Annotated in this window: 13 protein-coding genes; 8 read left to right on the plus strand and 5 right to left on the minus strand. The window is 66.4% G+C overall.

Annotated elements, in window-relative coordinates:
- The first annotated feature begins 44 nt into the window (after positions 1-44).
- The 3 genes from AC0GNO_RS14600 to AC0GNO_RS14610 all read left to right on the plus strand — a co-directional run bounded on the left by AC0GNO_RS14600 (position 45) and on the right by AC0GNO_RS14610 (position 2,962).
- On the plus strand, positions 45-470 hold the full coding sequence (locus AC0GNO_RS14600) for a PaaI family thioesterase (RefSeq protein ID WP_472889002.1): 426 nt from the start codon (positions 45-47) through the stop codon (positions 468-470).
- 90 nt (positions 471-560) lie between these two features.
- Complete coding sequence (locus tag AC0GNO_RS14605; RefSeq protein ID WP_472889001.1) at positions 561-704, plus strand: hypothetical protein; 144 nt, start codon at positions 561-563, stop codon at positions 702-704.
- 383 nt (positions 705-1,087) lie between these two features.
- Positions 1,088-2,962 carry a phosphoenolpyruvate carboxykinase (GTP) gene (locus AC0GNO_RS14610; RefSeq protein ID WP_472904459.1) on the plus strand — a complete coding sequence of 625 codons (1,875 nt, stop codon included), beginning with the start codon at positions 1,088-1,090 and terminating at the stop codon, positions 2,960-2,962.
- A 131-nt stretch (positions 2,963-3,093) separates the two neighbouring features.
- On the opposite strand, the gene AC0GNO_RS14615 is transcribed toward AC0GNO_RS14610, so the two are convergent.
- Positions 3,094-3,654: a hypothetical protein gene (locus AC0GNO_RS14615; protein ID WP_472904460.1), complete on the minus strand. Its 561-nt coding sequence runs from the start codon at positions 3,652-3,654 to the stop codon at positions 3,094-3,096.
- A 104-nt stretch (positions 3,655-3,758) separates the two neighbouring features.
- On the opposite strand from AC0GNO_RS14615, the gene AC0GNO_RS14620 reads away from it, so the two are divergent.
- From AC0GNO_RS14620 to AC0GNO_RS14630, 3 genes are all read left to right on the plus strand, one after another.
- Positions 3,759-4,724, plus strand: coding sequence for a LysR family transcriptional regulator (locus AC0GNO_RS14620; RefSeq protein ID WP_472888998.1), 966 nt, complete (start codon positions 3,759-3,761; stop codon positions 4,722-4,724).
- A gap of 186 nt (positions 4,725-4,910) precedes the next feature.
- On the plus strand, positions 4,911-5,762 hold the full coding sequence (locus AC0GNO_RS14625; protein WP_472904461.1) for a metallophosphoesterase: 852 nt from the start codon (positions 4,911-4,913) through the stop codon (positions 5,760-5,762).
- Between the two features lie 59 nt (positions 5,763-5,821).
- On the plus strand, positions 5,822-6,244 hold the full coding sequence (locus AC0GNO_RS14630) for a universal stress protein (protein ID WP_305361991.1): 423 nt from the start codon (positions 5,822-5,824) through the stop codon (positions 6,242-6,244).
- 58 nt (positions 6,245-6,302) lie between these two features.
- Here the strand turns inward: AC0GNO_RS14630 and AC0GNO_RS14635 are convergent, their stop codons facing one another.
- Positions 6,303-6,941, minus strand: coding sequence for a TetR/AcrR family transcriptional regulator (locus AC0GNO_RS14635; protein WP_472888996.1), 639 nt, complete (start codon positions 6,939-6,941; stop codon positions 6,303-6,305).
- Positions 6,942-7,218: 277 nt separating this feature from the next.
- Between AC0GNO_RS14635 and AC0GNO_RS14640 the strand changes: the two genes are divergently transcribed.
- A complete protein-coding gene (locus AC0GNO_RS14640) occupies positions 7,219-7,671 on the plus strand; it encodes a fasciclin domain-containing protein (RefSeq protein WP_177136539.1) in 453 nt (150 codons plus the stop codon).
- 41 nt (positions 7,672-7,712) lie between these two features.
- Here the strand turns inward: AC0GNO_RS14640 and AC0GNO_RS14645 are convergent, their stop codons facing one another.
- Positions 7,713-8,633, minus strand: a complete 921-nt coding sequence (locus AC0GNO_RS14645) for a LysR family transcriptional regulator ArgP (protein WP_472888995.1) — start codon at positions 8,631-8,633, stop codon at positions 7,713-7,715.
- A gap of 139 nt (positions 8,634-8,772) precedes the next feature.
- Between AC0GNO_RS14645 and AC0GNO_RS14650 the strand changes: the two genes are divergently transcribed.
- Positions 8,773-10,131, plus strand: coding sequence for a D-amino acid dehydrogenase (locus AC0GNO_RS14650; protein WP_472904462.1), 1,359 nt, complete (start codon positions 8,773-8,775; stop codon positions 10,129-10,131).
- Here AC0GNO_RS14650 and AC0GNO_RS14655 read toward each other — a convergent pair.
- Together AC0GNO_RS14655 and AC0GNO_RS14660 are read right to left on the minus strand one after the other, a co-directional pair.
- Entirely contained in the window at positions 10,081-11,100 is a 1,020-nt protein-coding gene (locus AC0GNO_RS14655) for a M14 family zinc carboxypeptidase (RefSeq protein WP_472904463.1), read from the minus strand. The two genes, AC0GNO_RS14650 and AC0GNO_RS14655, sit on opposite strands and share 51 nt — an antisense overlap.
- 81 nt (positions 11,101-11,181) lie before the next feature.
- Positions 11,182-12,450 (minus strand): acyl-CoA dehydrogenase family protein, encoded by a 1,269-nt coding sequence (locus tag AC0GNO_RS14660; protein ID WP_472904464.1) that lies wholly within the window; start codon positions 12,448-12,450, stop codon positions 11,182-11,184.
- Positions 12,451-12,480: the final 30 nt, after the last annotated feature.

Below are 12,480 nucleotides of genomic sequence, written 5' to 3' on the forward strand. Positions count from 1 at the left end.
CGAAGGCGCTCAGCCCCGCAGTGCGCAGCACGGAGGGTAGTCCAGTGAGCACGCTGGCACCCGACATCGGCGTCGACACGCTGCACCTGGCGCTGGGTGACTGGTTTGCTCCCTGGGTGCAGGCCCTGGGCCTGCGCGTCGAGTCTTTTGCCGCCGGTGAGGTCACCCTGCGCCTGCCGCAGAACCCCGAACTCAGCCGCATCGGCGGCATGGTGTGTGGCCAGGCGCTGATGGCGGCGGCCGACACCGCCATGGTGCTGGCCATCGTGACGCAGCTGGGCAACCAGCGCCCCATGACCACCGTGCAGCTCAACACCAGCTTCCTGAAACCGCTGGTCAACCAGGACGCGCTGGTCACGGCCCGCGTGGTCCGTGCGGGCAAGAACCTGGTGTTCGGCGAGATCGACATCGTGGCCGCGAGCGACAACAAGAGTGTCTGCCGGGCGAGCACCACCTATGCGCTGCTGTAGTCAGGGTATGTCACAAGTCCCGGGTCTGTACCCCGTCGGCACGCTGCCCTTAAAATCAAATTGATATTTGTCAAATACCCTGGAGAAACCATGTCCCACCACGAACACGACAGCCACAGCGACCAGCCTCAGGACGTGGTGGAGTCCATCGTTCCGCTCATGCCCATCGTGCTGCCTGTGGCCGGTGCCGTGCTGATTTTCTTGCTGGCCTTCATCGCCGTCTTCATGGCCTGAACCCTCGGCAGCCCCCCAAGGCCGAACGCCCGGCAGGGCCATCGGCCTTTTTTCTTGCCTGCAGCGTTGGGGTCACGGCTCTTCCGGAACCGCCACGGATCAATTGGCGCATCAGGTTATGCATGTTTTGCATGTAACTTGCCGGTAACTGACCGTCGACTTTCATAAAATTGGTGTTTTGGCCGACACACGGAGCAAAACCCGGGTCCATCCACCCGCCTTTTGCCCATCTGGCTGCACCTGCCATCCGCACCGCAGCACCGAGCGCCGACCGCCCTTATTTGCCCAGGGGATCTCGACCAGCCGCCCGCCCACCTGTTTGTGGCCAGCGGCTGTTGGTGTCTCTTGGGCTTGCCGCTTTACAAACTTCTGGAGCCATTTCCATGAATTCACCCGTGATGCAGGGCCTCAACCTCAACACACCCGTCTACGTGAAAAATGCCCGGCTGATCGCCTGGGTGGCCGACATGGTTGCCCTGTGCAAGCCGGCCGACGTGGTCTGGTGCGATGGCAGCGAGCAGGAATACAACCGCCTGTGCCAGCAGCTGGTGGACGCCGGTACCTTCAAGAAACTCAACCCCGCCAAGCGCCCGGGCAGCTTCCTGGCCTGCTCCGACCCGTCGGACGTGGCGCGCGTGGAAGACCGCACCTTCATCTGCTCCGAGAAGAAGGAAAACGCCGGCCCGACCAACAACTGGATGGACCCGGCCGAGATGCGCCAGACCCTGCAGCCGCTGTTTGACGGCTGCATGAAGGGCCGCACGATGTACGTGGTGCCCTTCTCCATGGGCCCGCTGGGTTCGCACATTGCCCACATCGGCATCGAGCTGACCGACAGCGCCTACGTGGCCGTGAACCAGAAACTGATGACCCGCATGGGCAAGGCCGTGTACGACGTGCTCGGCACCGACGGCGCCTTCGTGCCCTGCATGCACACCGTCGGCGCACCGCTGGCCGAAGGCCAGAAGGACAGCAGCACCTGGCCCTGCAACCCGACCACCAAGTACATCGTGCACTTCCCCGAGACGCGCGAAATCTGGAGCTACGGTTCGGGCTACGGCGGCAACGCCCTGCTGGGCAAGAAGTGTTTTGCACTGCGCATCGCCTCCAACATGGGCCGCGACCAGGGCTGGCTGGCCGAACACATGCTGATCCTCGGCGTGACCAATCCCGAAGGCAAGAAGTACCACGTCGCCGCTGCGTTCCCCAGCGCCTGCGGCAAGACCAACTTCTCCATGCTGGTGCCGCCGGAAGCCGGTTTCGCCGGCTGGAAGGTCACCACCATCGGCGACGACATCGCCTGGATCAAGCCGCACGCCGACGGCAAGCTCTACGCCATCAACCCCGAAGCGGGTTACTTCGGCGTCGCCCCCGGCACCAACATGCACACCAACCCGAACTGCATGCGCTCGCTGGACAAGAACGTGATCTTCACCAACGTGGCGCTGACCGATGACGGCGACGTGTGGTGGGAAGGCATGGAGAAAGACGGTGGCGGCGTGCCCGCGCACCTGATCGACTGGCAAGGCAAGGACTGGACGCCCGAGATCGCCAAGGCCACCGGCGCCAAGGCCGCGCACCCGAACTCGCGCTTCACCGTGGCCGCCACCAACAACCCCGCACTCGATCCGCAGTGGGACGACGCCAACGGCGTGGCCATCGACGCCTTCATGTTCGGCGGCCGCCGCAGCACCACCGTGCCGCTGGTGACCGAAGCCCGCAGCTGGACCGAAGGCGTGTACATGGCCGCGACCATGGGCAGCGAAACCACCGCCGCCGCCTTTGGCGCCCAGGGTGTGGTGCGCCGCGACCCGTTCGCCATGCTGCCCTTCTGCGGCTACAACATGAGCGACTACTTCCAGCACTGGCTCGACATGGGCAACCAGCTGCAGACCCAGGGCCATGCGCTGCCCAGGATGTTCTGCGTGAACTGGTTCCGCAAGGGTGCCGATGGCAAGTTCGTCTGGCCCGGCTACGGCGACAACATGCGCGTGCTCAAGTGGATGATCGACCGCATCGAAGGCCAGGCCCAGGGCGAAACCACGATGTTCGGCACCGCCCCGACCTACGCCGAAATCAACTGGACCGGCCTGGACTTCAGCGCCGAACAGTTCAAGACCGTGACCAGCATCGACAAGGCCGCCTGGGTGGACGAACTCAAGCTGCACGACGCCCACTTCGAGCAACTGGCGTACCACCTGCCCCAGGAGCTGGTGGCCACCAAGGCCGAGCTGGAAAAGCGTCTGGCGGCCTGCTGACTGCGCCCCACACCGTCTGTGATTCGCTGGACGGCACGATCTGCCGGCCAGCGCCACGCCCCCGGATGAACGGTCCGGGCCAAAAAAAAGCCACCTGACCCGGTGGCTTTTTTGCTGTGGCGCCGATGGCGTCAGATGTAATAGAGGTGGATGTTGCGGGCACGGCTTTCGGCGAGCCGCTCCGGGAAACGACCCCAGCCGCTGACCGGCTTCTGCACCGCACCGGATTCCAGCCCCATGGGCGCCAGCGCGGTTTCAAAGTCGCCGTCGTCCGTGTCACGCATGCGGGCCTGCATCAGCTCCGCCATGAGGCGCGGGTCGCGGCGGGCCAGTTCCCACAGGCGCATCTCGGCACGGGCTTCAGCCAGCGTGGCCGACCAGCTGTCCAGCGAACGCAGGGTGCGCTGCGCCAGGTTGCGGGCGGTGCCGGCGAACAGGGCCGAGCCGGCAAAAATCACCACCCAGAGGATCACCCAGCCCAGGAACAGGTGGCTGTCGGCCCAGGTGCTCACCAACTGGTCGGCCAGCACCACCAGCACCACCAGCGCGGCCACAGCGGCGGCCAGCAACATCGCGGCCAGCCCGCGGGAACCGTCCAGGCTGCTGCGCGGGTTGTCGGAACCCTGAGACGCGTTGGCCGTGGCGGTGTTCAGGCCCAACGAGGCGGGAGAAGGTGAAAAGGCGGTGCTCATGGCGGACTCCTTGGAAAACAAATGTCTTTTGGACAGGCGAATACTAGGGTTAACCCGCATGTCACGCCAATTTATTTTTGTGATGAATTACATTCACAAAACGCATGAATGAATTGAACTTTCGCACCCTCGACCTGAACCTGCTGCGCGTCTTCGACGAAGTCATGGTCGAACGCAACCTCACACGCGCGGCCCACAACCTGGCCATGACCCAGCCGGCCGTGAGCAATGCCCTCAAGCGGCTGCGCGAGAAGCTGGGCGACGAGCTGGTGCGGCGCTCGGGCTACGGCGTGGAACCCACGCCCATGGCGCTGACGCTGTGGCCCACGGTGCGCGACGCGCTGCAGCAGCTGCGCGAGTCGCTGGCGCCAGGCGGTTTTGACCCGGCCAAGGCCCACAACGCCTTCGTGCTCGCCATGGCCGATGCCACCGCCGCCAAGCTGGTGCCGGGCATGATGGACATCCTGGAGAACGAGGCCCCCGGAGTGAACCTGCGGGTGCTGCCGCTGACCACGCGCGACCCGCGCGACCTGCTCGAATCCGGATTGGCGGATCTGGCGATTGGCCATTTCCCCGGCGTGCTGGCCGAACTCGGCGCCTCCCACCTGCAGGAGCACAGCCCCCGCTTCCTGAACCAGCGCCTGTACGACGGCGAGTACGTGGTCGTGATGCGCCGAGGCCACCCGCTGGCCGGGCGCCCCATGGATCTGGACAGCTATTGCGACGCACGCCACCTGCTGGTGAGTTTCTCCGGCCGACCGTTCGGCTTTGTGGACGAGGCGCTGGCCGCCCTCTCGCGCCAGCGGCGCGTGGTGCTGACCGTGAACCAGTTTTTCACCGCCGGGCGCGTCGTCGCCACCACCGACCTGCTGACGGTGCTGCCGCGCCATTTCGTGGGCGCCACGGGCATGGAAGATGAACTGGCCCTAAGCGATCTGCCCCTGCCGGTGCCGGCGGTGCATGTGGACACGCTGTGGCACCGCCAGACCTCCCACAGCAGTGCCCACAGCTGGTTGAGGCACACGGTGGTGCGGGCTTCAGTCCAGGGGTTTCGTGCCGGCAAGGGATGAAAACGGGACGGCGTGGTGGCCAGGCAGTTCCAGCGCCACCTGCCCGCCATGGGCTGCCGCGACCCATCGGCGATCGCAAGCATCAGGATGGGCCCGGTCACCGCCGAGGTGCTGGCCCGCTCACGCGTCCCGTGTGCTGATCGTGCGCTGCAAACCCCGTCCCGTTGTTGGGTCGACAATCCGGGCATGAACATCCAGCTTCTGAGCGATCTCCACCTCGAAGCCAACCCCGACTTTGCCGCCATCCCTGCCCCGGGTGCCGACCTGCTGGTGCTCGCTGGCGACATCGGCTCCTACCAGACCCGGCGCGACGGCAGCGTGATGGCCGAGCCCGACTGGTGCCTGCAGCGCTTCTCGCCCCTGCCGCAGTACGCGGCCTGGCCGGTGCCGGTGGTCTATGTGCCCGGCAACCACGAATACGATGCGCTGGATGTGGACGAGGCGCACGCGGGCTTGCGCGCCAGTTGCGACCGGCTGGGCATCCAGTGGCTGGAGCGCGAAACACAAGTGTTCGACGGGGTGCGGCTGATCGGCACCACGCTGTGGAGCGACTACGACGCCCTGGCCACGCAGGCACCGGCCAAGGGCCCCCTCCGCGATCCGCTCGCCCACCGCCTGCACCAGCGCCAGAAAGCCTGCCGCGCGGCCAACTTCTACCTGAGCAAGATGAACGGGCAGCGCCACGGGCGCCTGTTCGATGCCGCGGCCATGCGCGAGCTCGGGCTGGAATGCCAGCACTGGCTGCGGCAGGCGCTGGCCCAGCCGTTCGAGGGCCCCACGGTGGTGGTCACCCACTTTGCCCCGACCCTGCACAGTGCCGACCCGCGCTACGGCCTGAGCCCGGGCACCGCCGGGTTCTGCAATGCGCTGGACGACCTGCTGCCGCTGGCCGATCTGTGGCTGCACGGTCATCTGCACTGCCCCACCGATCAGCGGGTGGGCCGTTGCCGCATCGTGGCCAATCCGCTCGGCTACGCCAGCAAGGGCGAGCAGGCGTTGTTCAGGCCCACGCTGACGATCGATGTGGAAAACCGGTAGAGACATTGCAGGGCCACGGCGTACACTGCCACGTTGACCCGTCAATCAGGAGATGAACCGTGAAAATCTTGCTCGCAGTGGATGGCAGCACCTACACCAAAAAAATGCTCGCCTACGTGACCACCCACGAAGAGGTGTTCGGCACACACAACGACCTCACCCTGTTCACCGTGCAACTCCCCTTGCCGGCACGTGCGCGCGCTGCGGTGGGCGCCGAGGTGGCCAACGGCTATTACGCCGATGAAGCCGAGAAGGTCACGGCCCCCGTGGTCAAGTTTTTCAAGCGCCACGGCATCGAACCCAAGGTGGTGCACAAGGTCGGGCAGCCCGGCGAACAGATCGCCAAGGCCGCCAACGCCGGCAAGTTCGACATGGTGGTGATGGGCTCACACGGCCACAGCGCCCTGGGCAATCTCGTCATGGGGTCGGTGGCCACCCAGGTGCTGGCGCACTGCGAAGTGCCGGTGCTGCTGGTGAGGTAAAGAGCCCCCTGCGCCGCAGGATTTGACTCCCCCCGCGCCGCCTGCGGCGCGGGGGGAGTCACCGTTTCCGCAATCCGTCGAAGCAGGTGCTGAGCACCATCTCGATGATCTGCTCGTTGCTGTAGAGCTCCGCCCCCTTGAGGAACCCCAGCACCGGATCGCAGGCGCGCGCATACAGGGTGTAGAGCACCGCGATCGGCGGCAGCGCGGTGTTCAGGCTGCCATTGGCCTGGGCTGCGGTGATCCACGCGCCCAGGCGATCACTCACATCCATCAGGCCATCGACGTAGGCCTTGTTGGTGGTCAGCGCCGCGCGCAGGCTGGAGTTTTCGCTCGGCAGCGAAGGCATTTCGCCCGCCAGTTGCACCGCCATCGTCCAGCGGGCCACCTCGCGCAGCAGCTCCAGCGGCGGGCGCTGGGTATCCAGCGTGTCCAGGAACGCACGCGCCCGGTCCATCACACGCACCATGGCCGCGGCCGCCAGGTCTTCCTTGCTCGGGAAGTGCTTGTACAGGCTGGCCTTGGCGATGCCGACTTCGGCCGCCACTTCGTCCACCGTCATCGCCTCAAAGCCCTTTTCGGCCAGCAACCGGTTCACGGCCGACACGATCGCGTCCTCGCGCGCGATGTGCATCTGTTCCCGGAAGCTGCGCTTGGGCGGGACGGGCGGAGACGACTTGAGGGCAACACTGACCATGGACAACCTTTGAATACGAGCCCGGATTCTGCCTGAAATTGACGACAAGGTCGACAACAACACCAATAAGTCTTGTTACATACTGATCAGTATCTTTTTATCCGAATCAGTGTAATATCCAGCCTGACGGCCGACTTTGCCGGGGTGAGCCAGCTTGGCAAGCCACCCGGTGACGCTGTTGTTCCGAAGCCTGGTCAGCGCGAAAGCGTCAGCGGCAACCCCGCTGCCCCGCTCTGCCGGCCACCATCCCTGTTGTTCAACCTCACTGGAGTTCCGTATGAAAAAGACCCTCATCGCCGCCACGCTCGCCTTCGGCGCCTTCACCGCGCAAGCCGCCGACATCGTGGACACGGCCGTCGCAGCCGGTTCGTTCAAAACCCTGGCCACGGCACTGCAGGCCGCCGGCCTGGTGGACACGCTCAAGGGCAAGGGCCCGTTCACCGTGTTCGCCCCCACCGATGAAGCCTTCGCCAAGGTGCCCAAGGCGGATCTGGACGCCTTGCTGAAAGACAAGGCCAAGCTCACCGCTGTGCTGACCTACCACGTGGTCGCGGGCAAGGTGATGGCGGCCGACGTGAAGGCCGGCAAAGTGAAAACGGTGCAGGGCAGCGAGCTGACCGTGAGCACCATGGGCGGCGTCAAGGTGGACGCGGCCAACGTGGTGAAGACCGACATCGTGGCCGACAACGGTGTGATCCACGTGATCGACAGCGTGGTCATGCCCAAGTAACCCCGCGGGCGCGCAGGGAAGCCCCGCCCGGCGGGGCTTTTTTACGCCTGCGCTTTACCCAGGTTCTGCGCCGCGGCGCTGCGCAGCGCGCTGCTCAGCGCATCCAGCACATCCGAACTCAGGTTCCAGCAGTGCCAATACAGGGCCACCGACAGCCGGTGCCGCGGTGCGAGGTTGACCAGCTCGCCGCTGGCAATGAACTCGCGCACGCTCAGCTCGGGCAACACGCTCACGCCCCAGCCCGCCCGCACCGCGCGCACCTGGCCTTCGCTGGAGGGCACGAAGAGCTGTTTGAGCATGACGCGCGGCAGCTCGAAGGCCTGCTCCACGAAGCCGTGCTGGAGGTGGTCTTTGCGGTTGAAGGCGATGAAGGGCAGTTTGTGGAAATTGTGTGCGTTCAGGCCCTTGGGGCAGTGCGCTGCGGCGTAGGCCGCCTGCGCCACCACCACGTAGTCCATGGTGCCCAGCGCTTCCATCTTGCAGCCGCGCAACGCCTGGCCGAGCGAGGTGACACAGCCCAGCACCTGGCCTTCGCGCAGCCACTCGTGGGTGAACTCCTGGTCGTCGGTGATGATCTCGATCGGCAGGCCGCCCTGGGCCAGCGCGTTGAGCGCGGGCAGGGCCCAGGTGGCGATGCTGTCGGCGTTGATGGCCACCGAGATGCGTTCTTCTTCGCGGCCGTTGCCGGTGGAACTCGGCGCGAGTTCCTTGAGGTCCTTCTCCAGGTCGGCGCGCAACAGCCGCTGCATCTTGGCGTGCTTGAGCATGAGCTGTCCGGCCGGCGTGGGCTTGAGCGGCCGGCTGCGCACGATCAGCACCGTGCCCACCTGGGCTTCCAGCGCGCGCAGGCGCTGCGAGACGGCCGACTGGGTGATGGACAGGCGCTGCGCGGCGCGCTCGAAACCGCCCTCTTCAATGATGGCCGCCAGGCATTCCAGGGCGTCGGGATCGAAAGTGCTCATGGCTTGTTGGAAAAAAAAGAAGCGACCAGACTTCATTAGCTAATCTGATGCCAAAAATTTTAAGTTAATTTCACTTCACTTGTAGGCGGGTTTTTCCCATACTCGCGCCCGGTTGTCTCATTTTTTGCTGGAGCGGATCATGCAAGTCGTCGTACTGGGTGCCGGGATCATCGGGGTGAGCACGGCGTGGCATCTGCTGCAGCGGGGTCACGAGGTCACGCTGGTCGACCGGCAGGCAGACGCCGCGCTGGAGACCAGTTTCGGCAACGCGGCGCAGATTTCGGTCAGCTACTGCGAGCCCTGGGCCAACCGCGAGGCGCCGCTGAAGGCGCTGAAGTGGCTGTTCGACCCGGAAGGCCCGCTCAAATTCCGCCCCCAGCTCGACCCGGCCCAGTGGCTATGGGGCGTGCAATTCCTGGGCCAGTGCAACGACGCCGCCTTCGAGCGCAACGTCGCGCAACTCGTCGCGCTGGGCAGCTACAGCCACGCCGCACTCAAGGACGTGGTGGCCAGCACCGGCCTGCAATACAACCGGCTCACCAAAGGCATCGCGCACTACTACACCAGCCAGAAGTCGTTCGACGAAGCGGGCAGCGCGGCCGAACTGATGCGCCGCCACGGCGTGAACCGCAAGGTGGTGAGCAAGGACGAACTGCTGAAGATCGAACCGGCCCTGCGCAGTTTTGCCGACCGCATCGTGGGTGGCACCTACACCGAGAGCGACGAGTCGGGCGACTGCCTGGCCTTCACCCAGAAGCTCGCCCAGCTGTGCCGCGACAAGGGCATGTTGTCCCTGATGGGCCACGACATCCAGCGCATCCGGTCCAGCGGCGGTCAGGTGGCATCGGTCAGCGTGCGCGACCGCGCCACCGGCCAGACGCGGGAACTCCAGGCTGACGCCTTCGTGGTCGCCGCCGGCTCCTACTCCACCGCGCTGCTGCGACAGGTGGGTGTGCGCGTGCCGATCTACCCCGGCAAGGGCTACAGCGCCACGCTCAAATTGCTCAAGCCGGAAGCCGCGTCGCAGGTCAGCCTGCTGGACGACCAGCTCAAGATTGCGATCTCGCGCCTGGGCGACCAGCTGCGCGTGGCCGGCACCATCGAGCTCGGCGGCTTCGACCTCTCGCTGGACACGCCGCTGGCGCGCACCCGCGCGCAGATGCTGGTGCGCCGCATCGAGCAGGTGTTCCCCGGCGTGGCCGACACCCGCACGCCCGAAGAAGGCGGCGACCCGCAGTTCTGGTGTGGCCTGCGCCCGGCCACGCCGACCAACATCCCGCTGATCGGCCGCACCAAGGTGGGCAAGCTCTGGATCAACGCCGGCCACGGCACCCTGGGCTGGACGCACGGCGCCGGCTCGGGCAAGGCCCTGGCCGAGCTCATCAGCGGCGAGGTACCGGCGATGAACTTCGGCTTCCATGGCCAGCCCCTGGCGCCACGCGCCACCTCAGCCGGAAAGAGCCGGCTGCGCCACGCCGCACCACCGCAGCAAGTCTGAGAGGCTTCCCCCAACAGCCGGGAGCGAATGCACTCGGCTGGTGGCTTTCCTGGCCTTCACCGGCACCACCAGCGGGTCCGGCTGCTCGGGCACGATGCGTTCGCTCATCCAGCGCAGCAGGTCGAGCCACATCTGGCGCATCTCGGCGTCCAGCGGCGTGCGAAAAGCACTCGGCAATTCGATGGTGACCACTGGCATGCCCTTGTGCACGCCGCCGAAATTGCCCAGGCTGCCGGGGAAGATGCCGACCTGGTCGAGGTAGAGGCGCCCGAGGCGGGCCGGCGGCACGCTCGGGCCGTCGAAATCCAGCACGCCATAGGGCGCGTGGATGCTGACGATCAGGTCGGGCTGGAAGCGCTCCATCTCGTCGTACAGGTACTGCGACTCGGGTTCGGACAGCGGCCTGGGACCTGGCCAGCGGCGCGGGTCCTTCCTAGTGCGGTCCTCCCAGTAGACCTTGGCATCGCGTCTCCAGTTGGGTGTGGGGAAGTTGCGGTTCAGGTCCACGCCGTTGGCGTTCACGCGCTTGGCCGGACGCACCATCAGACCGTCCGGGTTGAGTGCGGGAATGAAGCGCCAGTGCGCGTTGGAGGGGGTTTGCAGGGCGAGCTGGATCCAGTGCAGGGCCACCGAGGCCGACGACAGTTCGTCACCGTGCATGGCCCCGACCACCAGCACCCGGATGCGGGCTTCGGGTGCGACCACGTCGCGCTGGTACAGGGTGCGCCCCTGGACCGAACGGCCCACCGTGGGTTTGAGCCGGGCCGCCGCGCACACCGGCGCTTTGACGTTGGGCAGGCGCGCCACGAATTCCCGGCAAGGATCGCTGCCCTGGATGTCGGCCAGCGGATGGCCGGGGCCACGGGCCTTGCTGGCCGGGCTGGCGCTGTTGGCGTGTGCCACAGGCCACAGCAGGCTCGCCGCAAAGAGCAGGGGCAGGGTCGGGAGCAGGGCAGGAAATCGGCGCATCACGGCATTCTAGGGACCCGGCCCCCGCGGCGAATGACCGACCGCGTGAGCACCGTGAACGGCGGCACGGCCGCGCGGTGCTCAGGCGTCCTTCTCGCCCGGCTCGTACAACGTCTCGCGGCCCATGCGGTCGAGGATCAGTTCGGCCGTCCAGGGCAGCATGAGCGCGCCGCAGCGGCTGTCGCGGTACAGGCGCTCCAGCGGCAGGTGTTTGAGCATGCTCTGGCCGCCGCAGGTGCGGATCGCCAGGCGCGCGACGTCGTTGGCGCCTTCCATCACGCTGTAGTGCGCGGCGTAGAGGCGCATCCTCTCGTCCTTGCTCGGGTTGGGTTTGGCCTCGGCGATGGCGCGCGCAAAGAGGCTCTTCATGTTCTCCAGCTGGATGCGCATCTGCGCCACCGCGATCTGCTTCGTTGGGAACTGGCGGCGCTTGATGGGGGGTTCTCCCGGCACCTCGCCGCGCAGGTACTGAACCGTGAAGTCGTAGGCCGCGTTGGCCACGCCCAGGTAGGTGGGCGAGAGCGTGAAGAACATGGCCGGCCAGGTCTGCGCGCCTTTGAAGTAGATGCCGCGCGGCATGAGCTGCTCGGCGTCGCTCACGAACACGTCCTTGAACGCGAGGTTGCGGCTCACCGTGCCGCGCATGCCCAGCGGGTCCCAGTCACCGCTGATGCTGAAGCCGGCCGACGTGGCGGGCACGCTGATGTAGAGCGTGTCGCGCGCGTCGGGGTGCTGGTCGCCCTTGTCTTCGGTGCAGAGCACGCCGTAGTAGTCGGCCGCGCCGGAGAGGCTGGCCCAGATCTTCCGGCCGTTGATGAGCCAGCCGCCCTCGACCTTCTTCGCCGTGGTGCCGAAGGGCGCGCGCCCGGCGGCCGCCGCCGTGCCTTCGCTGAAGGGCTGGGCGTAGAGCGCGCCGTCGTTGACGATGCGGCCGAAGTGCAGCTCGCGCCGCGCCGCGTGTTCGCGGCGCTCGTCGTCGCTCATCGGAATGCCGTCGGCCAGCACGCCGGTCCACATGGTGCTGCAGATGTGCATGTTCCAGGTGAGCGCGGTGGCGCCGCAGAAACGCCCGATCTCGGCCGCGGCCATCATGTAGGTGGTGTAGTCCGCGCCCAGGCCGCCGTGCGACGTGGGCACGCAGAGCTTGAGGAACCCGGCCTCGCGCAGGTCGTCGTAGTTGGCGAACGGGAAGCTGGCTTCGGTGTCCCACTGCTGGGCTCGCGCAGCGAACTTGTCGCGGCCCAGCGCGTGGGCTTTGGCCAGCAGTTCGCGCTGCAGCGGCGTGAAGGCCATGTCGCCGACAGCGGGGGTGAAGTCGAGCCCGGTGTGGGGGTTGACGGGGTTGTTCATGGGTCTTGTCTCCGGCTGTTTTTCGGTTCG

The organism is Hydrogenophaga sp. L310 (genome assembly GCF_055703065.1).